This is a genomic window from Rhizobium sp. WCS2018Hpa-16 (assembly GCF_031843705.1).
GTDB lineage: Bacteria > Pseudomonadota > Alphaproteobacteria > Rhizobiales > Rhizobiaceae > Agrobacterium > Agrobacterium tumefaciens_C.
This window is the reverse complement of record NZ_JAVTIX010000003.1, coordinates 600,359-624,228: the sequence shown is the minus strand read 5'-3', so window position 1 is coordinate 624,228 and position 23,870 is coordinate 600,359. Positions and strand designations below refer to the sequence as shown.

The window sequence follows — 23,870 nt, the reverse complement described above, 5'->3', positions numbered from 1 at the left end:
TCCTTCACTCAGACTGATGTCACGTCAACGCGTGATATTTGCCATTCTGATAGAGCAGCGAACTGCCACCACCGATGCGTATGGACAGAACCCGGCCGATGAGGATGACATGGCTGTGTCGCTCGATCGCCTCCTCGACCTCGCAATCGAGCGCGGCAACCGCATCTTCCAGAATTGGCGCTCCGCTGGCAAGCCTCGTCCATTCTGACCCGACATAGCGCTCGGCGCCTTTCAAGCCGCCGACGCCTGCAAACCGGTTTGCTACGTCCTGATGATCGGCGCCAATCACATTGACCGCGAAATGGCGGTAACGCTCAACGACGGGCCAGGTGGAGGAGGATCTGTTGAGGGATACCAACATGCGCGGTGGATCGACGGACAATGCCGTCGCAGAGGTGACTGTCGCGCCTGTGCGTTCTGCGCCGTCACCTACCGTGATGACACTGACGCCGCCACCCAGCGTTCTCAAGGCCTCCTTCAAACCGGCCGCATCTGCCGGGCGATCCGACACTGAGCGCGTCCGGGGCTCCTGAAATTCACTTCTGGTAAAAATGTTCATCTGACCTCTCCGTGCACGCTTCATCTGAACCATGGGTAACAGCCCCGGAACCCAAGCAGTAGACAAGCGTTTTTAATCTCCATATATTTTATAGAAAATATGCCCAGATCTAACCTCGCGAACCGGAAGGAAGACTGCCATGTTAAGGATCAGGATGTCATCGCCGAGACTGCAGGCGCAAACGACACGCCCGGCCTCTCGCGTCGTCATCATCGGCGGCGGATACACCGGTGCGATCATTGCCAAACTTCTGGTCGAGCGCGGATTGCGCGACATTGAAGAGGTGACTGTTTTCGAGCCTCGCGAGCAGCTCGGTTGTGGCCTGGCCTATGATGTCCAGAACATCGATGTTCGCCTCAACGTCGCTGCGCACAGAATGCGCGCCATCCCCGGCTCGCCCACAGCCTTTCTCGACTGGCTGCAGACCAGCGGAACTCTGACTGTCGATCCCGAGGCCGTGACCCCGGAAGGCATCTTTGCCCGCCGCAGTGATTTCGGGCGCTTTATGCAGGCACAACTTGCGCCACATCTGGACAGCGGCGCGATCAGGCACCTTCGCCAAACCGTTCGGAGCGTTGATCGCCAGAACGAGCATTGGCGGATCACGGACTCCAGCGGCACCGCGGTCTTGGCCGATATCCTGATCATCGCTACAGGGCATCCTCCTCTATCGAGACCGCCCGTGATCGACAACCTCGATCCTCTCACAGCGTCTCATATCGCCGATGTCTTCGCGCCGAACGTATTTGATGGCATCGGCAAATCTGACCCGATCCTCATCCTAGGTTCGGGGCTTACAGCCCTAGACGCACTCAGCCGCCTGGATGCCCTTGGCCACAACGGGCAGATCACACTTCTTTCCCGCTCCGGCCTGATGCCAAGGCCACATGCAGGCGGAGGCTTCTCGCCCTTCGGTGACTTTAGAGGCGCTGACCTCACCTCCGCCAGAAAGCTGCTAGCAAAGGTGCGGGCGACGATCGCCGATGCGGAAATACAGGGTATTCCATGGCAATCCGTTTTCGATGCGCTAAGACAGGATGCGCAGGAGTTATGGCAGGGTCTACCGATGCCCGAGCGGCAGAAGTTTCTGCGACGCCTTCGCCGCTGGTACGACGTCCACCGCTACCGAATGCCGCCACAGGCTACACATGCTTTGGAAAAGAGCCTCGACACAGGTCGCCTCACAGCAGAGCGCGGTACTCTCGCATCCATCACTCGAGATGGGCAAAGCCTTCTCGCAGCGATCGAAACCCGCGCCGGCATGGCCAAGGTCCGCTGTCGCCACATCCTTATGGCTACGGGCCCGGATTTCCGAGACTACGCGGCCAACCAGAGGTTTCTGCTCGGCATGCACCGGGATGGCTTCATCCAGTCGGATCCTCTAGGTCTCGGCCTTGCCTGCGACACGGCAGGCCGCGCACTCACGGTTACCGGTACTCCAAACACAAGTGTCTTTATCGGCGGCCCGCCCGCCCGCGCGGCGTACGGGGAGCTTACAGGCGTTCCTGAAATTGCTACCCAGTCTGCGAATATGGTGGACAGGATTATTCGCAGTTGCGCGCGAGAAACAAGGACGATGGTCATCTGCCAATCGGGTTGAGTTGAACGCCTATGCCTTGGGTGAACGATTGTTTGTGCAAACGACAACACCGCCACAGCTTGTATCAGCGCTGGAGGCGATACCGCCGCCATAAGCGTTGATGGCAGCGGCTGCGTCGCGTTCGTTACAGCGGTGGGCGCGCCAGACCGAGATGATCGCGCAGCGTTGATCCTTCGTATTCCGTGCGGAACAGGCCCCTTTCCTGAAGGATCGGGACAACCAGCTGCGTGAAATCCTCAAGCCCTTCCGGGAAGAAGGGAGGCATGACGTTGAAGCCATCGGCGGCGCGTCCGTCAAACCATTCCTGCATACGGTCGGCAATTTCGACTGGTGTACCAAGGACGATATGATGACCGCGACCGGCGGCCACACGCAGAGCCAGCTGACGGATCGTCAGGCTTTCACGGCGTGCAAGAGCCGTCAGCAGTTCAGCTCGGCTGCGCAATTGGTCCGATATCGGCAGATCCGGCAACGGACCATCGGGATCATATTCGCCAAGGCTGTGGCCAATGCGCTCTTCGAGAAGCGGCATAGCGCTTTTCAGCTCGGTCCACTGGTCAAGCTCGGCAAGTTTCTCCGCCGCTTCCTTGGAGGTGCGCCCGACGACCGGCAAAAAGCCGGGCATGACGGCAACATCATCAGGCTTGCGACCAAATTTCTCGACGCGGGATTTCAGGCTTTTGTAGAAAGCCTGTGCTTCGGCAAGGCTTTGTTGTGCGGTAAACACCACGTCAGCCGTGCGGGCGGCTAGATCCTGTCCGGGGCCTGATGAACCGGCCTGAATGAGGATCGGATGGCCCTGTGGAGAACGGGGAATGTTGAGCGGTCCTTTGACGGAGTAATATTTACCCGCGTGGTCAAGCATGTGCACCTTGTTTGGGTCGGCATAGATGCCGTTCTGCTTGTCCTTGATGAAGGCGTCATCATCCCAGCTGTCCCACAGGCCGCGCACAACATCGACGAATTCTTCTGCTACTGCGTAACGTTCGTCATGCTCGGGATGAGACTTGGAGAAATTATTCGCCGTGCGGGCATAGGATGTCGTCACGATGTTCCAGGCGGCGCGGCCATGGCTCAAATGGTCGATGGAGGAGAAGGAACGCGCCGTGTGGTAAGGTTCGCCGTAGGTTGTCGAGGATGTCGCGGCAAGACCGATCTTCTCAGTGACAAGCGCAAGCGCGGCAAGCAAAGTCAGCGGTTCGAAGCGGGCGATTGTCGAAGGGTGTGCATCCACACCGCTGGTCAGGCCGTCCGCCAGGAAAACCATATCGAACTTTGCCTGCTCGGCCATTTGCGAAACGCGGCGCAGCAGATCGAAGTTTTCGCTGCCTGCTTCCGCGTTCGGGTGACGCCATCCGGAAACGTGGTGGCCAGCACCCTGAAGGAAAAGACCCAGATGAATTTGTCTCTTGGCGCTCATGGTAAAATCTCTCGTCAAACGAAGTTCTGATTAAGCAGTTGAAGAAGCCGGGCAAAATCTGCCTCACTCCTCATGCTGCGGACAAGGTCGGGAATTTCTGCAAAGGCCGGTTTACCTGCCGTCGCGTCCTGAAATTTTTGCGTTGGATCGGTCACGCCCGGCAGGCCATCGAAGCGGCGCTGGATGGTGCTGCCATCTTTGAGCGCAATATCCAGCACGACGAAACGCGTGGTCGGATCACTCGTCATCCGTTGTGCCGTTTCATCATGTTGGCGGCCGGCAAGGCTGGCGAGCGCCATGATGCGGCTCTCGACCGGACGTTCATCGAAATGGTCAAGCCGCAATGCGCCATCGAGCAATGCTGCGGAAAACACATATTCCGGGCTGAACCGTGCCTCGATTCCATTGCTCGGCTTTGTCACGACCAACGCCGCATCCGCCCCGGGCGGATAGGTGAAGGTGATCCTGTCAATCTGCTCGGCTTTCAGCCCCTCACCGTGGAGTTCGATGCCGAGTGACGCGACAGGGTGGCTGGCCGTGCAGCAGGGATAGGCTTTGAGCGTCAGGCCGGGTGACAGGATCTGCCATGGCTCACCCCAGTTTTTGCTCGTCAGTTCCGCCTGTCCTGCGTCAAATGCATAGGCGGCGTGGAAACTGACCGGATTGTCCAGAAAATCATGCGCGCCACCAAAGCCTGCCGCTGCCAATCGCGCGGCGAGAAGGCCAGCCCGTGCGGCCATGCCAGCATGATATGGCTTTGCATCAAACCCGAACTGCAACCGCAGTCCGCCAGACTGGGTTGCGGCCAGGCCAAGCGCAATGGCAGTTTCTTCCACTGAAGCACCGTTCAGATGACAGATCGCGGCAGCGACACCAATGGGGCCAAGCGTTGCGGTGGCGTGAAATCCGTTCTCGTAATGCTTGGAGCCTACAGAAAGCCCCAGCCGCGCCATGGCTTCCAGTCCCACAATGTAAGATGCGATAAAAGCATCTGCACTGAAGGTTCGTTCTGCGGCCAGCGCCAGCAGTCCTGGTACAATCACCGTTGTCGGGTGCCCACGCACGCTTGCATGAACATCGTCATAATCCAGCACATGGCCCGCATAGGCGTTCAACACTGCCGCGACCAGCGGATCTGTTTGTCTGGCCTGACCGACCAAGATTGCCTTTCCCGGAAAATCGCCGCCGATGGCACTAGCCAGAACACCCCCCGTGCGGTCATTGGCTCCGGCAATCATGCAGGCCAGAAAATCCGTTATCGCCGTGCGTGCCGCATCCATTGCGGCGTGATCCCCGCTTGGATCGGATTGGACGATTACCTTGGCAAAGGCAGTCGTGAATTTGGCATTCTCCATGGTCAGATACCTTCGCCGTCACGCACCGAGGCGCGCGCACCGGACAAGCCGCCGACAAATTGTCGGATACGGGAATTGTCGGAATCGTGAAAAATCTCCTTTGGCGAACCATGAGCAACGACGCGACCGTTTTCGGTAAACACCACCGTGTCGCTGATCTCCTCTGCAAAACGCATTTCATGGGTAACGAGGATGCTGGTCATGCCATCGCGGATCAGGTCGCGGATGACCCACAGAACCTCGCCCACCGTTTCAGGGTCGAGCGCCGAGGTCACCTCGTCGAACAGCACGAGTTCCGGCTTCATGGCCAGTGCGCGTGCAATTGCCACGCGCTGCTGTTGGCCGCCGGAAAGCTGGCCGGGATAGGCATCGGCCTTTTCAGACAGCCGGACTTTCTCCAGCAATTCGCGCGCAAGTTTCTCGGTCGCTGTGCGGTCGGCACCCAGAATGCGCGTCGGCGCAAGCACGATGTTGTCGAGAACGGTCAGATGCGGAAATAGATTATATTGCTGGAACACGATGCCAACACGCTTGCGCAGTTCGATGCGCTCGCTTTCTTTCGTCAGCGTGTCTACCCGTGTGCCCGCCACGGTGATCCTGCCGCTTTGCGGCATGGCCAGCGCGTTGATACAGCGCAGCAAGGTAGATTTGCCGGAGCCGGAAGGGCCGATGATAGAGACGGCATCACCTTTATTGACGGTGAGATCAATGCCCTTAAGCACCTGCGTATTGCCGAAAGACAGGTGAACGTCTTCCAGTTTCACAATCGCGGTATCTGTTGATGTAGTCATCGTCAAAATCCTTCAGCCCGCGTTGAAACGCTGTTCGAGGCGGCGAGTAAGCCGGGATATCGGGTAGCAGAGCGTGAAAAACGCAGCCATGACAACAACATAGGCGATGATGGTGAAATCAAGTCTGCGCACCGCTGTGCTGGCATCCGTTGCGGCATGCATCAATTCATGAGCGCCCACAAGCGAAGCAAGCGAAGTGCCCATGGCAATCGAAGACGCGACATTCATCCATGGCGGCAGTGAGCGGCGCACACATTGCGGCAGGATGACAAAGCGTAGCGATTGCATGCGGGAAAAGCCAAGTCCCTTGGCCGCTTCCCACTGCGTTGTCGGTATGGAGAGCACGGCACCCCGGGTGATTTCGGCTATGTAAGCGCTGGCAAGAATAGCAAGGCCGATCACCGCTTTGATCCAGTCGGGAAACGCCAGGTAGTTGCCGAACAGCACGATCTCAAAGGGAAAGATATAGGTGGTGGCAAAGATCAGAACGAGCGCCGGTGCGTTGCGAAAAATCTGGACGTAGATGGCCGCTGGCCAGCGAATGAACCAGTAAGGCGCCAGTTGCATGAGGCCGAGCAAAACACCTGCCGTCGTGCCGATCGTGATCGCACAGAGCGTAATCACGATGTTCATCGAAAAGCCGGACGCAAGATAGGGTACCCACGTCACCAGTTCCTTGCCCAGTGTCAGGTCAACAAGCGACCAGACGACGACCAGAAGCGGCATGGCAACAAAGCCGGCATAGCGCAAAATACGGCTGCTTTTCTTGGGTGCATGGGTCTGTGTCATGCTGATAACCCATATCCCGGGACGGCCAGCTTTCGCTCCACCCACGAACCGGCGCGAGCGATCAGAAAATTGATCAGGCTGAAAAAGGCGAGAAGAACAATCATCAGCTCAACGACATTGTCGCGCTGTGTCCATACCATAATCGATGCATAGGTGATTTCACTGACGGCAATGGCATTGCCCACGGTTGTCGATTTGACCAGGCTGATAAGCCCATTGACGATAGCCGGCAGGCAAGCGCGAAACGCCAGCGGTACCTGCACATAACGCAGGATTTCGAACTGGCTGAAGCCCATGCCTCGCGCCGCCTCGATCATCGATGATGGTACAGCCTCAATGCCGCCACGGATGGCTTCCGCATGCAACGCCGCGACATGCAGCCCAACCACGGCAACGACCCAGAAAAAGGGAGACAGCGGATTGTGTTGCGCCCCGCCAAACAGGTTGGAGACAAATGTGTTCAGCACCAGAAAGCTGAACATGAGCTGCACGAGTGTCGGCGTGTTGCGGGTCAGCTCCACAAAGGCACGCACGGGCGCAGACAGCCAAAGTCTGCCTGAGGTCAGGCAGCCTGCAAAAATCAATCCAAAAATCAGACTGACGGGAATGGTGATGGCGACAAGATAAAGCGTGGTTATGAAACCATCGCGCCATATCTGCGCCTCGTAACCCGTTGCCAGGAATTCATAATTGAGACCAAGCCTGCTCGTCAGATCGACGAACAGGCTTGTGAAATTCACATCATTCATCAGGATTTACCGCTGGCTTCCGCTCATTGTACAGCAGAAAGCTTCTTGTTCTCTTCCTCGAGGTACTTGGTGTTCAGCAAGCGGTTTTCCTTCGCCATCTCAAGCAGTTTGCCTGATTTGTGAAGCTTTTTCACAGCGGCATCAAGAGCAGTCTTGGTGTCACTTTCGTCCTTGCGAAGCCAGATTACGGAATCGGAAGGGATCAGCTCCGTTGGAAACGGAATGGCATAATCTTTCCACTCGTCGGCGCGGTCAACAAGCAGCAAGCCTACCGTCGCACCCACGTGGACGGCTGCAACGCAGTTGCCACCCTGCAGAGCCAGCAGCGATTCTGGCTGGCTTGGCAGCGCCTTCACGATGGCTCCATATTCTTCCGCCAGTGGCTGTGCGTAATTCGAACCCTGCGAGATGCACACAGGCTTGCCCTTGAGATCAGCCCAGTCCTTCAGGCCGCTATCTTTGCGCACAACGGCAGCGCCACCGGCGCGGTCATAAGCTGTTGGAACGTAATCGAGAATTTTTGCGCGCTCGTCGGTATATTGCATGTTGGCGATGAGGATATCGACTTTGCCCTGCTGCAGAAACTGCACACGGTTTGGCGGCGTAACGGTCACTGCTTCCAGCTCGACGCCGAGATCCGCGGCCAGCGCTTTCGCGAGGTCAACATTGTAGCCTTTCTGCTCCTGCGACTTTGGATCGATAAATCCAAACGGCGCACCTGAGAGAATAACGCCAACAGTCAGCTTGCCCCGGCCCTTGATCCGCTCCAGCGTTGCGTCTGCAAAAGCTTGAGTGCTCACCACTGTTGCAAGCGAAATGGAAACCCCGAAAATAACTTTAGTAATGGCTTTGGCAAACATCAATGACTCCTCGTTTGCGGCGAAGATAGACAAAGGCGTTGCTTGCAGCGAGGAGGAATTTTCCAAGAGTGCGGCAAACAATGAAATAATTTTACATCGAAAAGAATTGTCCCCACTTGGTCGCGGGGAGATCGCGAAAAGGATGAGCAGGGCGACCTATCACGAAGAATTCGTGAAACACTTGCGTGTTTTTAGGTTTGCAGCTCAACCTGCGAGAGGGAGCGATGGGCGATATGACGGTAAGACGTGGATTGGAGCCGCTATTTTGGTCAATTGCATCTGGCTCTTCTCCTGTTATCGGCATAGCCATTCACGATGTGGACGGCACATATGAAGAAGTCGGCGGGCTGATGGCGCTTTCAGATATGTAAAAAGACTGCGTTGGGAGACTCTTTACGGCGGGGATGATCCCATCGGTCGCATGTAAAAACGTCAACTCGTCTTTCTTCGGATCTAAGCCATTAAGGCTGATCCTGCCTGACCTGCTGGACCTCTAACTACATCAACGCCTACATCGTACGTCATCGGGTCGCGGAGCGATCGGTGGCTTGCTGCCGCACTGACCTCATAATGTTGGGGCCGTGTTGGCGAGGCATATTCTGAAAGTCACGGGTTCATATGAACAGGCGGGCTACGCCATTCAGGATACGCCGCAGATGGTTCAGCAGCATTACTCGCGTTTCCTAGTGAGGTGTAAACCCGTGGAAAAAGGCGATCGATTGATCGACTTTGTTCGCCTGATCATACTGCGTGCTACCCAAAGCCAAATCCTTCTCGCCTTCGTTCATCGCAGGACCAATTGCGCGCGGACCGCACAAATCGGCTGATTCTTAAGCGCATCTATCCCGATAGGATATCGCAGACGTTAATTCCAAGTCGTTGATTATTGTTTGACCTCTTCACTCCGCGACCTAACGATCGATGCCTAATTTTCAATCAATTTCCACATAGCCAAAAAAAGTGGCTTGACGAAACGCATGTTAACAGCTTCATTGAACCAATTAGCAATTGGTGCGGACCATTGAACGAAAAAACAGGCAACATTTCTGTTGAGAATTCTAACTACGCTTTGGAGCGTATGCGTGAACTGTTGCGCGTCACGACGCTGGTCGCTGACGGAAAGTTGCCGACCGAGCGCGCGCTTTCAGAGCGTTTTGGGGTGGGAAGGCGAGAAATCCGGCGGGCGTTGGAGGTTCTGGAGGCTGAAGGGCTGATCTGGCGCAAACAGGGTGCCGGCACATTCCTCGGCCAGAGACCAGACAGCTGGAGTGACCACGCTGCCAGTTTGGTAACTGGAACCAATTTCATGGAAATTATGGAAGTGCGCCTGAGACTTGAGCCGCAATTGGCCCAACTGGCCGCGCTGCGTGCCAAGGACGCCGATATAGAGCGCATGCGGGCTCTGCGCGACAAGATCTATGAGCGCACCGATGCGGATTGGCGCGAGCTTTGGGATGGTTCTCTGCACCGGTTGATCGCGCAGTCGGCTGGCAATCAACTTTTCCTCTCGCTCTTCGATGTCATCAACCGTGTTCGTCAGGACCCGGTTTGGCAGTCGGTTCGTGAACGAGCGCGCAAGCAGCATAAAACGTTGCGTGAATCACGCGATCAGCACACCGAAATCATCGAGGCCATCGCTTCGCGGGACCCTGCTCGAGCGGGAGAAGCCATGCGCACGCACCTGCTGACACTTCAGGAAAGGTTGATCCGCCAGACATCGATGGAGCTGAGTGATCAGGCCACACCCGTGGAGGAGACCAAGTTTTAAACTGCCCAAACGTCGAAAACAAAAGACCGGAAAACCGGCGTGTTGAAAAATCACCAGAGGAACAGAGATCATGAAACGACTGAAAAAACTTTCCGGACTTCTTTTTGTAAGCTCTCTTATGGCGACATCGGCACTATCAGCCGACTTGCGGATCGGCCTGATGGACGATGCCGATGTGCTCGATCCCGCACAGTCGCGCACATTCGTCGGCCGCATCGTCTATACCAGCCTTTGCGACAAGCTGGTCGATCTCGACAATAATCTCTCCATTATTCCGCAACTGGCCACCAAATGGGCGTGGGGTGACAATGGCGGCACGTTGACGATGGACTTGCGCGAAGGCGTGGTCTTCCACGATGGCACGCCGTTTAATGCTGAAGCCGTCGTCTACAACATCGATCGCAACATGACGATGCCGGAATCGCGCCGCAAGAGTGAATTGGCATCCGTCGCTAAGGTCGAAGCCACCGGCGACTATCAGGTCAAGTTCACGCTGAAGAGCCCCGACGCCAGCCTTCTGGCGCAGCTTTCCGACCGTGCGGGCATGATGATTTCTCCGACTGCAGGCAAGGAACTGGGTGCAAAGTTCAGCACGAAACCTGTGTGCTCCGGTGCTTTCAAATTTGTAGAGCGCATCCAGCAGGACCGGATCGTTCTGGAGAAGTTCGCTGACTATTGGAACAAGGACAATATCTTTATCGATAAGGTCACGTTCCTACCAATTCCCGATACCACAGTTCGTCTCGCCAACCTGCAATCAGGCGATCTCGATCTTGCAGAGCGCATTTCCGCATCTGACGTCGCCTCCGTTAAGGCAGACAACAAACTGAACTACGGCGAGATCGTAGGACCCGGTTACATGGCGCTGTATGTGAATATCGGCAATGGTGCCAAAGCCGACAATCCTTTCGGCAAAGACAAGCGCCTGCGTCAGGCCTTCTCCCTCTCGATTGACCGCGAAGCAATCAACCAGGTGGTGTTCGAGGGCACGGCGATGGCCGGCAACCAGCCATGGCCACCATCCAGCCCATGGTACAACAAGGACATCCCCGTGCCGGCCCGTGACGTCGAAAAGGCCAAGGCGCTGATGAAGGAAGCCGGTTTCGACAAGTACGAAATCGAACTTCAGCACGCTAACAACACCACGCAGACTCAAGCGATGCAGGTCATCCAGTCCATGGCTGCCGAAGCCGGGTTTGACGTGAAGCTGAAGGCCACAGAGTTCGCTACTTTGCTGTCGGAGCAAACTGCAGGCAACTATGTCTTGTCGCGCTCAGACTGGTCTGGCCGTTCCGATCCGGATGGCAACATCCACCAGTTCGTGACCTGCAAGGGCGGCATCAACGACACCAAATATTGCAACCCCGAGGTCGACAAGCTGCTGAACGAGGCCCGCGCCTCAACGGACAACGCGGTCCGCAAGGAAAAATACGATGCGGCGACCAAAATCCTCGATGAGGATTTGCCGCTGATCTATCTCGGTCATCAGGCCTATCTCTACGCCTCCTCCAAGAAAGTCACCGGTTTCACGCCATCCGGTGATGGCATGATCCGCCTGACCGGCGTCAAGAAGACCGACTGAGCCTGTCTTGCGTACTGGCGGGATGCGTCTTTCGGCGCATCCCGCAGCCCTACTCCAAAGCCTTGCCCGTATAAGGATTTGCTTTCATGCATATCTACATCGCCAAGCGGCTGCTGGTAGCGATACCGACGCTGCTGATCATCTCCGTTTTTGTCTTTTCGTTGCAGAAACTTCTGCCCGGCGACCCAATTCTCGCCATGGCGGGAGAAGAGCGCGACCCCGTGGTGATTGAACTGCTGCGCGAGAAATACCGAATGAACGATCCTGTCGTGTATCAGTATTTTTATTGGTTAGGGTCTGTGGTGCAGGGCGATTTCGGCGTATCGTTGCGCACCAACCAGCCGGTTCTGGAGCTCGTGGCTGAAAAGTTGCCGGTCACCATTCAGCTAGCACTGATGTCTATGTTTTTTGCCTTCGTCATAGGCGTACCGATGGGCATTCTAGCGGCTGTGAAGCAGAACACGTGGATTGATTATCTTGCCAATATCGTTGCTTTGTCGGGGCTTTCCATTCCAAATTTCTGGCTCGGTATCATGTTGATCCTCCTGGTTTCGGTTCAACTTGGCTGGTTACCGGCCTCGGGTTACGAGTCCATTTTCGTTGATCCAGTGCGGTCACTGCAAACAATGATCATGCCGTCCTTCGTTCTAGGCACGGGTCTTGCTGCAACTCTCATGCGACACACGCGCTCATCCATGCTGTCAGTGATGAAGTCCGATTATATCCGCACGGCTCGTGCCAAGGGATTGTCCACCCGTGAAGTGGTGCTCAGCCATTCGTTCCGCAACGCGCTTTTGCCCGTGATAACGCTGACGGCACTGCTGTTCGGCGAGCTTCTGGCAGGCGCCGTCCTTACGGAGCAGATTTTTACCATTCCCGGATTTGGCAAGCTGATCGTTGATGCAGTGTTCAACCGTGACTACGCGGTGGTGCAAGGCGTGGTGCTGTGCACGGCCGTTGGCTTCATCTTCATGAACCTGCTCGCGGATGTCGTAACCGTCCTTCTCAATCCACGCATGAGGGCCGCCATATGAGTGTGTCCGCACAGACCTTCCCAGCCGCAAAGACAAAACCCCGCGAAAACCGGGCGTGGAAGAAAATGAAGCGTAATCGCAGTGCGATTGCCGGTCTCATCATCATTGCGTTCTTCACTTTGCTTGCAATCACCGCCCCCCTTCTTCAGCTGGCAGATCCGCTTGCCACGAGTTGGGGTACCATCCGCAAAGCACCTTCGGCAGCGCACTGGCTCGGTACCGACGATATTGGTCGCGACGTTCTTTCCAGAATGATCTGGGGTGCTCAGGCCTCGTTGATGGCGGGCGTTATATCGGTCGCAATCGCCGTCCTGACCGGCGTTCCCTTCGGACTCATCTCCGGTTATTTCGGCGGCTGGGTCGATCAGGTGATTTCGCGCATCACAGAAGCATTTCTCGCAATGCCATTTCTGATCATGGCAATTGCGCTCGCCGCGTTCCTCGGGCCCAGCCTGATGAATGCGATGATTGCCATCGGCCTGTCCGCCATGCCGATCTTCGTGCGGCTTACACGCTCGCAGGTGCTCGCAGTCAAGACGGAAGACTACATTGAGGGTGCGCGCTCCATCGGGCTTGGCCACGGCGATATCATGCTGCGTTATATCCTTCCCAACATCGTGCCACCGATCATCGTGCAAGCGACATTGACAGTCGCCACGGCCATCATCGCCGAGGCAAGCCTTTCCTTCCTCGGCCTTGGCCAACAGGCTCCGGCCCCAAGCTGGGGTTCCATGCTCAACGTCGCCAAGAACTTCCTGACTCAGGCACCGTGGATGGCAATGTGGCCGGGGGCTGCAATCTTCTGCGTCGTGATCGGCTTCAATCTGCTTGGCGATGGTCTGCGCGATGCGCTCGACCCACGCGAAAACTAAGAATTCCAAAGGATACTGCAATGACCACATTCACCACCCGTCCTGAAATTCTGGGTACGTTCGGCGTCGTCACATCGACGCACTGGATTGCCTCTGCTGTCGGCATGAGCATTCTGGAAAAAGGTGGCAATGCCTTTGACGCCGCCGTTGCCACCGGTTTCGTCTTGCAGGTTCTGGAGCCGCATCTGAATGGTCCAGGCGGCGATATGCCCGCCATCATCTATTCGAAAAAGAAAGACAAGGTCGAAGTCATCTGCGCGCAGGGCACGGCACCTGCAGCGGCCACCATCGAGCATTATACCGCCGAAGGCATAGACCTCATCCCCGGCGATGGCCTGCTGGCGACCGTCATTCCCGGTGCCTTCGATGGTTGGATGCTGATGCTGCGCGATTACGGCACCATGACCGTTCGCGAAGTGCTGGAGCCGTCCATCTACTACCTCGAAAACGGTCATCCTATGCTGCCGCGCGTGGCAGCCACCATCAAGGGACTAGCCGATTTCTTCCAGAAGGAATGGCCTACCTCCTATGAGACGTGGTTGCCGAGCGGGTTTGCACCCGAGCCGTATTCCAGCTTCAAGAACCCGGTTCTCGCTGAGACGTGGAAGCGCATCATCTCGGAATCTGAAGCCAGGCCCGGTCGCGAGGCTGGCATAGAAGCTGCACGTGACGCGTTCTATCGCGGTTTCGTCGCGGAGGCGATCAGCGCCTATCTCAAGACTGCGGAAGTCATGGATGCCAGCGGCAATCGCCACAAGGGTGTGCTGACCGCCGAGGACATGGCCAACTGGACGGCGACCATCGAAGAACCCACGACCTATGATTATCACGGCTGGACAATTGCCAAGACAGGTCCATGGGGGCAAGGCCCGGTGCTACTCCAGTCACTGGCAATCCTGAAGGGCATCGATATCGCGTCAATGGATCCGGCGGGCGCGGACTTCGTCCACACGGTGGTCGAAGCCATGAAACTGTCCTATGCCGACCGCGAAGTTTATTACGGCGACCCGGACTTCGGGCAAATCCCAACCCAGACGCTGCTGTCGGACGGATATAATGACGAGCGACGCAAGCTGATCACTGACAAAGCGTCGATGGACCTGCGCCCCGGTCGCATTCCCGGTTTCGATGCGCAGCATGATCTCACCATGGGCATGCTCAATTCGATGGCTGGCATCGGCGCGGTCTACGAGCCGACCATGTCGCACCTGACCGAAAAACGCGGTGATACAGTGCATATCGATGTGATCGACCGTGACGGCAACATGGTGTCGGTCACACCATCCGGTGGCTGGTTGCAGTCGTCGCCTATCATTCCCGGTCTTGGCTTCTGTCTCAATTCCCGCGCACAGATGTTCTGGATGAAGCCGGGTCTGCCGACATCTCTGGCACCCGGCAAGCGTCCGCGTACCACACTGACGCCATCACTGGCCCTGTTTGAGGGAAGGCCGACGCTCGCCTTCGGAACACCAGGCGGTGATCAACAGGACCAGTGGCAGCTGTCTTTCTTCCTGCGTTACGCCCATTTCGGAATGAATTTGCAGCAGGCAATCGACCTGCCGCTGTTCCATACCACCCACTTCCCAGGCTCATTCTATCCGCGTACGCGCCAGCCGGGCAATGTCATGATCGAGCGCAGCATTGGCGAGGCAGCACTTTCCGATCTCAAGACGCGTGGCCATGATATTTCCGCAGCCGACCCCTGGACCGTTGGTCGCCTGACCGCGGCGCGACGAGACGCCGACGGTTTGTTGAGGGCTGCCGCCACGCCACGTCTGATGCAAGCCTACGCAGTGGGACGGTAATCGCATGACCTGGTCCATCGTTGCGCGCGAACCCGAAACAGGCCACCTGGGAATTGCCGTTGCCACCCGCTTCTTTGCGGTTGGCGCGCTCGTTCCGCATATTCGCGGGAAGATCGGCGCGATTGCGACGCAGGCCTTTATCAACCCCACCTATGGCACGGATGGATTGACCCAACTTGCCGAAGGCAAGATGCCGCAAGAGATCATCGATGCCCTCATATCGAGGGATGAAGGCAGCGCCCAGCGGCAGTTACATATGACCGATGCCGAAGGTCACAACGCAGCTTTCACCGGACAAAGCTGCATTGATTGGGCGGGACACCTGGTGGATCACAACGTGTCCGTCGCAGGCAACATGCTGGCCGGGCCTCAGGTGATCGAAGAGACGATGAGGGTCTACAAGGACACTGTGGGCCTGCCATTTGCCGAACGTCTGCTTCTTGCCATTGAGGCAGGCGAAGCCGCAGGTGGAGACAAACGCGGCAAGCAATCGGCAGCGCTGGTGATCTACCGGTATCAGGATTATCCGTGGCTGGACATTCGCACCGATGACCACGCCGACCCTCTGGCGGAACTCCGCCGCCTCTATGCGGTGGCGCAGGAACGTTATCTGTACGTGGCCGAGACCATGCCGACGCGCGCCAATCCGCATGGAATGCGCGACCGAGCTGAAATCGATGACAAAATAGCAGCTGTGGAAGCGGCGCGAGCAGCGAAGGGCGTGCCTTCTTCGTCCTTCGCGACGCCGCTGAAACCAGCATGATGCCGGGGAAAACGATATGACCGAAGCCGTTAAAACATCGCCGCGCGAAACCGTCCTTTCGGTCCAAAACCTCACCACCTCATTTATGGTGGACGGGGAATGGAAGAGCGTCGTACGCGACCTTTCCTTCGAGGTGAACGCAGGAGAAACCGTTGCCATCGTCGGGGAAAGCGGATCGGGCAAGAGCGTCACCTCTCTCTCCGTCATGCGGTTGCTGGATACGCGCTCCAGCCGCATCGAAGGCAAGGTCTTGCTTGGTGGACGAGATATTCTCGCAATTCCCGAAAAAGAAATGCGCGGGGTGCGTGGCAATGATGTGGCGATGATTTTTCAGGAACCCATGACATCGCTCAATCCTGTCTTCACGATTGGTCGCCAGATTTCGGAAGTGCTGACCCGTCACAAGGGCATGAACAAGGCGCAAGCGCGGGCAGAAACCATCCGGCTTCTGGAAAAGGTTCGCATTCCAAATGCGCAAAGCCGCTTCGAAGAGTACCCGCACCAATTCTCAGGCGGTATGCGGCAGCGGGTGATGATCGCCATGGCGCTGGCATCAAGACCCAAGCTGCTGATCGCCGACGAGCCGACGACCGCACTCGATGTCACGATTCAAGGCCAAATCCTCGATCTCATCAAACAGCTGCAGGAAGAGGAAGGCATGGCCGTTCTCTTCATCACCCATGACATGGGTGTCGTTGCCGAAATTGCGGACCGCACGATCGTAATGTTTCGCGGCGATCAGGTCGAAGCCGGCGAAACTGCCGATGTCTTTCACCGTGGCCAGCATCCCTATACCCGCGCCTTGCTGGCAGCAGTTCCTAAGCTCGGCTCCATGGAGGGGCATGAGTGGCCTTTGCGCTTTCCCCGTGTGGACATGGAAAGCGGCGAAATCTCGGAAGCCAAAGAAGTACCCAATACCGTAGAGGGCGGCATGACGCCCGTTCTTTCGGTCAAAAACCTCGTGACACGTTTTGATATACGTTCAGGGTTGTTGGGCCGGCCAACGGGTGCTGTGCACGCTGTGGAAAATGTCTCCTTTGACCTGTTTCAGGGCGAAACCCTATCTCTGGTGGGCGAGTCCGGCTGCGGCAAATCAACGACCGGGCGCTCGATTGCCCGCTTGGTGGAACCGCGCAGTGGTGAGGTCACTCTAGATGGTTTCGATGTTCTAAAGCTCGATCAGGTCGCGCTGCGCAACATGCGCCGAAGCGTACAGATGATCTTTCAGGACCCCTTCTCAAGCCTCAATCCGCGAATGACGGTGGGCTATGCGGTGGCCGAACCGATGATCAAACACAACATCGCCCCATATTCCCAAGCCAAAGAGATGGCTGCGGATCTGCTGGAACGCGTCGGTCTCTCCGCTTCAATGATGGATCGTTATCCGCATGAATTTTCCGGCGGGCAGCGTCAACGTATCGCTATTGCGCGTGCACTGGCATTGAACCCCAAGGTCATCATCGCGGATGAAAGCGTCTCTGCTCTCGACGTGTCGATCAAGGCCCAGGTGTGCAACCTAATGCTCGATCTTCAGGAGCAATTTAAGATCGCCTTCCTTTTCATCAGCCATGATATGGCAGTCGTGGAACGCGTCAGCCACCGCGTCGCGGTCATGTATCTTGGTGAGATCGTAGAAATCGGCCCACGAGCATCGATTTTCGCCAATCCACAACACCCCTATACCAAGAAACTGATGGCCGCAGTGCCAGTACCTGATCCCGCACGGCGAGGCTTGCGCCGCAATGCTGCGATCGATGAACTGAAAAGCCCAATTCGTCCGTTGGGATACAACAGCCCGGAAAGAGTTTACCGTATCATTTCACCGGGGCACACGGTCTTGGCGTGATGGGGTTATTAATGGAACACCAGTGCATTCGGTTTGAACCGTATCGAACCAGGGGCCCTTAGTTGACAGGCTTCCTTCGCTTTGGCTTTTTAATGATAAAAGACTCGTCGCAGAGACCGGACTTCAGCGAAAAATGAGGCTTGTTGCGCTGCTTCTTCTATAAGGTCGGCGGCCGTCTGTGGCTGCGAGACCATAGCTACTAGGGAGGCGCCTTCCACGACAAGCGTGGACCGGCGCGGCTCGGGTAACTCGTTTACATGCAGCTCTCTAACACGGTTAAAGTGGATCTCCGCCAAGTAGATACCAGTGCGATACCCCAGGTCGATTTGCGTCAGAGGCCCAGCCTCTGGCTGTCAGGATCTTTCTAAAGGCTTATCACGCTCTCGTACTCCGTTCGCAAAAGATTGCAAATGTTCGGTAAAAGCCTAGCAGGACGAAAATTCATTATCCAACCTCGCTAGCAGCGCTCAATCCGGGGCATTTTGAATCCCCTTGATCTGACTTGGTGTCAATCACAGGACATAGCTGATGCTCAAAACCTTATCGGGCGCTCCTAGGCATCTTTGTATTGAGATACGGGCGTACATCTTGATGTTCGAGAGATTACAAAATTGAGTTCGGCATTGACCATTAGCAGTTTCTTCTTTTCCATTTCAAGGAAGGATGCGACGTATTTGTCGAGAAAAAACAATTGAGAAGAGACATGAGTGAAGCTGCCAATCGACCCCGAATTAACCGCGTTAGCCTGCAGGAGCTCATAGGTGGGCTGAGTGACGGCATCATACTTGTCGAACAAGATGGGCGCATTGCGTGGGCCAATACTGCCGCAATCGAAATGCACCGCGTGGACGGGATCGATGATCTTGGCGGGGACGCTGCGGGCTATCGGCGGAACTTCACGCTGCGGTATCGCAACAATCATCCACTTGAGGAAGGCCAGTATCCGATTGAGCGACTCTTGTCCGGCGAAACGGTCGATGATGTCACGGTCGAGGTATCGCCGTCAGTCGATCTTGATTTGGTATGGGTTCACACCATTCGCAGCATGGTCATCGCCGATTCCAGCGACAAACCGGATGTGCTAGCTCTGATCATGCGCGATGAAACGCCTCGCTTCGAAGCAGAGGAGCGGTTCGAACGTTCGTTCAATGCAAATCCCGCACCTGGCCTCATTTGCCGCCTGGAAGACCACCGTTTCATTCGCGTTAACCAGGGTTTTCTTGAGATGACGGGATTCGCCAAGGAAGATGTCGTCGGGAAAACCGTGCAGTCCATTTGTTTGTTCTCAAACTGCGAGACGGGCGAGGACGCGTTGCACAAGCTCAGCGAGGGTCGGGTGATCCGCCACCGAGAGGCGCTTGTTCCGCTTCCGGACGGTGGGGATCGGCTTGTTATCGTCGCCGGTGAGCCCATTGCTGTGGTCGAAGAGCCATGCATGCTGTTCACCTTCGCTGACCTCGACGCCCGTCGAAAAGCACAGAATGCATTGCGGCAGAGCGAGGAGCGGTTCTCCAAGTCGTTCCGGCTTTCGCCAGCACCCGCCGCCATATCAAGGCTAGACGATTTTGTGTTCACGGAGGCGAACGACGCTTTCCTGCAGATCTCAGGCTACGGCCTGACGGAGGTCGTAAGCCGGACCGCCGGCGAACTTCACCTATGGGAAGATATAGCCGCACGGCGGGCGCTGGAGCAGAAGCTGCGCGACAACACTTTTATCCGAAACGAGCCGCTGCGCATGAAGCAGAAGGATGGCGGCATGGCCGATTGCCTCGTTTCCGCAGAGCGGGTCGAGATCAATGATGAGCAATGCGTGATCTGGGCTCTTCAGGACGTGACCGAGCGCAGGCGCAGCGAAGCGCAACTGGTTGAGGCCATCGAGAGCGTCATGGCCGATACTTCCTGGTTTAGCCGCTCTATCGTTGATCGCCTCGCGACGCTCAAGCAGGGTTCAGCGGTTCCCCCAACTGCGCAACTGATGGAGCTGAGCGATCGGGAACGGGAAATACTCGGGCTGATCTGCAACGGCCAAAGCGACGCGGAGATGGGAGAAAGCCTGCACCTATCCAAGAATACCATTCGCAACCATATCGCATCCCTTTACGGAAAAATCGGGGTAAATCGGCGCGCTGCAGCAGTCATATGGGCACGCGAGCGTGGCTTTACGGGCGGAACGGAAGCGAAGTCGAAGGCACGCAACGGGAAAAAATAACGCTGAAAATGACGTTTACCCCGTAAAAAGGTCATTTGATACTAATTGCAATAGTACTTTCCAATCTGAAATTCCGCCGCCAGTCGTTCTATCTGCTTCATCATGACGCCGGCACATCCGGGGTCAGATGATCGAAACGCTGTCTGTGGAAAGGATGTATCATGGATAAGAACCGTATCGAGGGTGCCGCAAAAGAACTGAAGGGCACAATTAAGGAAGCTGCTGGCAAACTCACCGGCAACAAGAAGCTCGAAGCGGAAGGCAAGATCGACAAGGCAGCCGGTGAAGTGCAGAGCACAGTCGGTAAAAGCAAGGACTCGGTCAGGGACGCGCTGAAGTAACAGAAGCGCTTAAACCGGGCTCGCCACGGCTGGCGAGCCATATCTCCCATCCAAGGTCAATCACTATGCTATTTCCGCTGTTCTCGAGCGTGGTCACGCCCGCTGCAGACTTTGGCGCCACCAGCGCAGCGATAAAATGCCTGTTGGCTTACACCAGTGGCCTCGAAGACTGCCAGATCGATGTTGAAGTCATTGACGGCACCATCAAGCTCACCGGCACAGCTCCGTCCCAGGAGGCCGCACACGCGGCCACCGCCCTCGCCGCCGATTTCAGGTCGGGGCGGGTGACATGCAGCATCCTAGTGATTGGCCACCCAGCTTGAGACCGTCAAGAAAAGGCTCGATCAAGCAATCAGAAAAGGAACGTAATGTGAAAAAGACGCTCTTACTCGCACTGGTCAGCACCCTCGCTATCAGTTCCGTCGCTTCGGCAGCAAGCACGCATCATAACAAGAAGCAGAATAGTCAGCCAGTTGCGTCGCAGACCAAGCAACGCGTCGGCACCCTGTCCTGCGAAGTCGCAGGTGGTATCGGCCTATTGCTCGGCTCCAGTCGTACTGTGGAATGCCAATTTAAACAGCGCACAGGCAAGGTTGAACGCTACACCGGAACGATCGGCAAACTCGGAATCGATGTTGGCGTCACGGGAAAATCCTATCTGAGCTGGATCGTTGTCAATACGACGCCAAGCACCGTCGGCGAAGGCAGTCTTGCCGGAACGTATGTCGGCGCATCGGCAGGCGCTTCGCTCGGTGTGGGTCTTGGTGCCAACGCCCTGATCGGTGGAAACGCAAAGAATTTTGGCCTCCAGCCGCTCAGCGCGGAAGTGGGATCGGGTCTGAATGTCGCCGCGGGTGTGTCGCGCTTGCAACTGCGTAAGGCGAGCTAAATCACCAGCCACTCGCTTTGCATGGATCGCGCTGGACCATCTAGCCTAAGACCAAAGCAACGCGAGTGAGCTTCGCATTAAGCAGTATGACTGAGACGGACTTTGGTCTCTGTTCATAGATATCAGAAGTGCGCGGGTAAGCTGGTTGATAACGGCAAACCGCATGCCGGAGGCAGGGCGGCGGTTCTTCGGCACGTTCCATTCGAAATCTTGAACGGTCAGACACCAGTGTGGATTCGAACGCAGTGACCTGCACTTACCTGTCACCAACCCATTCGGAATGCCCGTGGTCGTATATTGGTGAGACTCTTGATCCTCAATTTCGATGTCCGCAACCACGAGATGGTCGGGAATCGCGTTATCACGAGTAGTTTTGGCTATGGGTTCAAGGCCGCAGATTACAGCCGCACTCGCGAATTCGCTGCGCTCCATCTGCTGCCGCGTTGAAAGGGTTACTAACGTTTGCGAAACGCATGAACTGCCGATGTCTGAGCTCCAGTCGACGCGACCACTTTGTTCCGACCACTCCGCTTTGCAGAATAAAGAGCATCGTCGGCAAGTTTCAGAAGCTCACGCTGTTCCAATTGCCCGTTGCTCGTAACGACACCAATGCTGATCGTGACATGTCCGACTTCGTTGCCAGAATGCTTGCGGTTTAACGAAGCAACAGCGTCTCTAATAATCTCGGCACGAGCCCATGCTTCCTCCTCGGATGTGTTGGGAAGAAGCACGGCAAACTCTTCACCGCCGTACCGGGCACAACTATCCGACGGTCGACCTATTGCATTCGAAATTGCACCGGCGACCTCCTGCAAGCAGCGATCTCCTTCAAGGTGACCATATGTATCGTTGAACGATTTGAAATGATCGACATCTATGAGCAATACAGAAAGTGGCGGCCCTTCCCTCGCGGCGCGTCTTGCTTCGAGATCAAGACGTCTGTTCAGCTCGCGTCGATTGTTGATCCCTGTGAGCTCATCAATCGTCGCAAGTCTAGAGAGCCGGATATTTGCGGCCTCAAGCTCTGCTTCGACCGCTTTTCGTTTTGATATATCGCGCATGGTGAAAACGAAGTCGCCGCTGCCAGGCATGCGCCGACCACTCACCTCAACCCACAAAAGAGAGCCATCTTTGCGGGCGACACGATATCGCTCACTGCCACCATCCTCAGATCTACTCGTCTTCCCAAAAAGCTCTTTCACCCGGTCGCGATCCTCCGCAACCACGAGCTGGAGTGCATTCTTGCCAATGAGCTCCTCGGGTTCGAAACCCAGAATTTCGCGGCAGGCGCCGGATACGAAGGTACGCGTACCCGTAGGATCGATCACTGTAATCATGTCCGCCGTATTGTCCGCCACGAGGCGGAAACGGCGGTCAGATTCGATCGTCCGCCTCTCGATTTCCTGGGCAACGAGGAGCTTGTGAGCCGTTTTGTTGAGGCTACTGGCGAGACCTCGAAATTCATGAGCCTGCCAGGGTTCAATAACGACTTGGTCGGAAAATTCGCCGTCACCAATGCGCTCAGATTTTTGCACCAGCCGAACAAGTGGCCTCAGTTGTGTCCAATAGGCAATCGTCGCCGACAGCAGAGTGGCGATGACGAAAGCGAGCGCGGACAAGACTATGGCGTAATTTGATCGCACCTGAACGTCTGCAAATGCCTCATTCTCGGGAAGCCCGAGCGAGACGGCCAATGAGCTGCCCGTCGCATCGATCACGGGAGCGTATCCGAAAAATCGGTGGATGCTGTCGAACCCTATCGAAAAGGACGTACCGCCTTGCGGGTTCTGGGCGATCGCTTGGATGAGGGGATGATCAGGAAACGCTGCTCCGAAGGAGCCTATGGCTGGCCAACTGACCAACACACGCTGATTGGCAGGCTCGATGAGTGCGACGGTATGATTGGTGCCAGCTGCGATCGACTTTGCCAGGTGACTGAAAATGTCGAGATTCAGCGAGCCAAACAGGGAGAGTCGCTCGCCGTTCTTTGCCGAAGGCAATCGCATCATGACCGCAACGGTCGGTTTTTTACTGACTGGACCAATCATGAAACGGCCGACTACGAGATCATCTGGCGCCGCTTGCGCCATGCGACGTGCAAGCTCTGCATCACCGAATTTTCCCGTCGCGTCAGGCTTGTTGTGGCAAACGATGTTCCCTTGTTCATCCACAATGCCCATGGTCACAAAGACCGGTTGGTTTGCGAGAACTTTTTGGACAAAGCTGTCACAACGCGGGCGATCCGCGGTCTGGAGAGGCGGCATACCCCGCAAGGTCCCCAAAACGACTTTGGCATCGAGAAAAATGCGGGAGAACTTCGCCGCGCTTAGCTGTGCATCGGAGGCGACATTTCTCCTGGCAGCTCTGTCCGCCTCATCGTAGGAAAAGATGATGCCTGCAGCAATCAAAGCCAGAAAGGGAAGGATGGCCGTAGAGATCAGCGTGACCATGCGCGACCGCACACCCATCCGATAGAGTATAGACATTCCCTGTTCCCTTGTTGACGTCTCTGGTGAGGCCATAGCACCCAGCCGTCAATGAAGGCCTAACATGTTGCACCTCTTAAATAAGGTTTGCCTGATAATTCTTAGCTTGTGTTTTGGAGCATTGCGGTCGCATGAAGCTACACCGCTTCTCC

At 56.3% G+C, this 23,870-nt stretch carries 21 protein-coding genes and 1 pseudogene; 14 read left to right on the top strand and 8 right to left on the bottom strand.

Annotation, left to right across the window (positions count from 1 at the left end):
• Positions 1-19 precede the first annotated feature (19 nt).
• Positions 20-559, bottom strand: coding sequence for a flavin reductase family protein (locus RQI55_RS14005; RefSeq protein ID WP_243257055.1), 540 nt, complete (start codon positions 557-559; stop codon positions 20-22).
• A 154-nt stretch (positions 560-713) separates the two neighbouring features.
• Between RQI55_RS14005 and RQI55_RS14000 the strand changes: the two genes are divergently transcribed.
• On the top strand, positions 714-2,159 hold the full coding sequence (locus RQI55_RS14000) for an FAD/NAD(P)-binding protein (protein ID WP_311272882.1): 1,446 nt from the start codon (positions 714-716) through the stop codon (positions 2,157-2,159).
• A gap of 124 nt (positions 2,160-2,283) precedes the next feature.
• Here RQI55_RS14000 and RQI55_RS13995 read toward each other — a convergent pair whose 3' ends face one another.
• From RQI55_RS13995 to RQI55_RS13970, 6 genes are read right to left on the bottom strand one after another with little or no spacing between them, the layout of a single operon-like run.
• A complete protein-coding gene (locus RQI55_RS13995) occupies positions 2,284-3,579 on the bottom strand; it encodes an LLM class flavin-dependent oxidoreductase (protein WP_311272881.1) in 1,296 nt (431 codons plus the stop codon).
• A 14-nt stretch (positions 3,580-3,593) separates the two neighbouring features.
• Positions 3,594-4,934: an MmgE/PrpD family protein gene (locus RQI55_RS13990; protein ID WP_311272880.1), complete on the bottom strand. Its 1,341-nt coding sequence runs from the start codon at positions 4,932-4,934 to the stop codon at positions 3,594-3,596.
• Between the two features lie 2 nt (positions 4,935-4,936).
• Entirely contained in the window at positions 4,937-5,725 is a 789-nt protein-coding gene (locus RQI55_RS13985; RefSeq protein ID WP_067646392.1) for an amino acid ABC transporter ATP-binding protein, read from the bottom strand.
• 12 nt (positions 5,726-5,737) lie between these two features.
• Positions 5,738-6,451, bottom strand: coding sequence for an amino acid ABC transporter permease (locus RQI55_RS13980; RefSeq protein ID WP_409233734.1), 714 nt, complete (start codon positions 6,449-6,451; stop codon positions 5,738-5,740).
• Between the two features lie 59 nt (positions 6,452-6,510).
• Positions 6,511-7,263, bottom strand: coding sequence for an amino acid ABC transporter permease (locus RQI55_RS13975; protein WP_042618984.1), 753 nt, complete (start codon positions 7,261-7,263; stop codon positions 6,511-6,513).
• A gap of 23 nt (positions 7,264-7,286) precedes the next feature.
• Positions 7,287-8,123 carry a transporter substrate-binding domain-containing protein gene (locus RQI55_RS13970; protein ID WP_311272878.1) on the bottom strand — a complete coding sequence of 279 codons (837 nt, stop codon included), beginning with the start codon at positions 8,121-8,123 and terminating at the stop codon, positions 7,287-7,289.
• A 224-nt stretch (positions 8,124-8,347) separates the two neighbouring features.
• Here RQI55_RS13970 and RQI55_RS13965 point away from each other — a divergent pair, with 224 nt between their 5' ends.
• The 13 genes and pseudogenes from RQI55_RS13965 (at position 8,348) to RQI55_RS13905 (ending at position 21,232) form a co-directional block, all read left to right on the top strand.
• Complete coding sequence (locus tag RQI55_RS13965; protein WP_155398927.1) at positions 8,348-8,494, top strand: hypothetical protein; 147 nt, start codon at positions 8,348-8,350, stop codon at positions 8,492-8,494.
• A gap of 33 nt (positions 8,495-8,527) precedes the next feature.
• A pseudogene (locus tag RQI55_RS13960) lies at positions 8,528-8,950 on the top strand (hypothetical protein); the annotation flags it as partial.
• A gap of 251 nt (positions 8,951-9,201) precedes the next feature.
• A complete protein-coding gene (locus tag RQI55_RS13955; protein ID WP_082249936.1) occupies positions 9,202-9,891 on the top strand; it encodes a FadR/GntR family transcriptional regulator in 690 nt (229 codons plus the stop codon).
• Between the two features lie 118 nt (positions 9,892-10,009).
• On the top strand, positions 10,010-11,473 hold the full coding sequence (locus RQI55_RS13950) for an ABC transporter substrate-binding protein (protein ID WP_409233733.1): 1,464 nt from the start codon (positions 10,010-10,012) through the stop codon (positions 11,471-11,473).
• Positions 11,474-11,559: 86 nt separating this feature from the next.
• Positions 11,560-12,507 carry an ABC transporter permease gene (locus RQI55_RS13945; RefSeq protein ID WP_042618986.1) on the top strand — a complete coding sequence of 316 codons (948 nt, stop codon included), beginning with the start codon at positions 11,560-11,562 and terminating at the stop codon, positions 12,505-12,507.
• Positions 12,504-13,379: an ABC transporter permease gene (locus RQI55_RS13940; protein ID WP_042618987.1), complete on the top strand. Its 876-nt coding sequence runs from the start codon at positions 12,504-12,506 to the stop codon at positions 13,377-13,379. The genes RQI55_RS13945 and RQI55_RS13940 overlap by 4 nt, the downstream gene beginning before the upstream one ends.
• A gap of 20 nt (positions 13,380-13,399) precedes the next feature.
• Positions 13,400-15,184, top strand: coding sequence for a gamma-glutamyltransferase family protein (locus tag RQI55_RS13935; protein ID WP_311272876.1), 1,785 nt, complete (start codon positions 13,400-13,402; stop codon positions 15,182-15,184).
• Positions 15,185-15,188: 4 nt separating this feature from the next.
• On the top strand, positions 15,189-15,947 hold the full coding sequence (locus tag RQI55_RS13930) for a DUF1028 domain-containing protein (protein WP_311272875.1): 759 nt from the start codon (positions 15,189-15,191) through the stop codon (positions 15,945-15,947).
• A gap of 16 nt (positions 15,948-15,963) precedes the next feature.
• The gene (locus RQI55_RS13925) at positions 15,964-17,793 is read left to right on the top strand and encodes an ABC transporter ATP-binding protein (RefSeq protein WP_311272874.1); all 1,830 of its coding nucleotides are present in this window, start codon (positions 15,964-15,966) and stop codon (positions 17,791-17,793) included.
• A gap of 703 nt (positions 17,794-18,496) precedes the next feature.
• A complete protein-coding gene (locus tag RQI55_RS13920; RefSeq protein ID WP_042618823.1) occupies positions 18,497-20,002 on the top strand; it encodes a helix-turn-helix transcriptional regulator in 1,506 nt (501 codons plus the stop codon).
• Between the two features lie 161 nt (positions 20,003-20,163).
• Positions 20,164-20,343: a CsbD family protein gene (locus RQI55_RS13915; protein ID WP_042618822.1), complete on the top strand. Its 180-nt coding sequence runs from the start codon at positions 20,164-20,166 to the stop codon at positions 20,341-20,343.
• Positions 20,344-20,408: 65 nt separating this feature from the next.
• Positions 20,409-20,666, top strand: coding sequence for a BON domain-containing protein (locus RQI55_RS13910; protein WP_042618821.1), 258 nt, complete (start codon positions 20,409-20,411; stop codon positions 20,664-20,666).
• Between the two features lie 47 nt (positions 20,667-20,713).
• Complete coding sequence (locus RQI55_RS13905; RefSeq protein WP_311272873.1) at positions 20,714-21,232, top strand: DUF992 domain-containing protein; 519 nt, start codon at positions 20,714-20,716, stop codon at positions 21,230-21,232.
• Positions 21,233-21,687: 455 nt separating this feature from the next.
• Here RQI55_RS13905 and RQI55_RS13900 read toward each other — a convergent pair whose 3' ends face one another.
• On the bottom strand, positions 21,688-23,682 hold the full coding sequence (locus RQI55_RS13900) for a diguanylate cyclase (protein ID WP_311272872.1): 1,995 nt from the start codon (positions 23,680-23,682) through the stop codon (positions 21,688-21,690).
• Positions 23,683-23,870 lie beyond the last annotated feature (188 nt).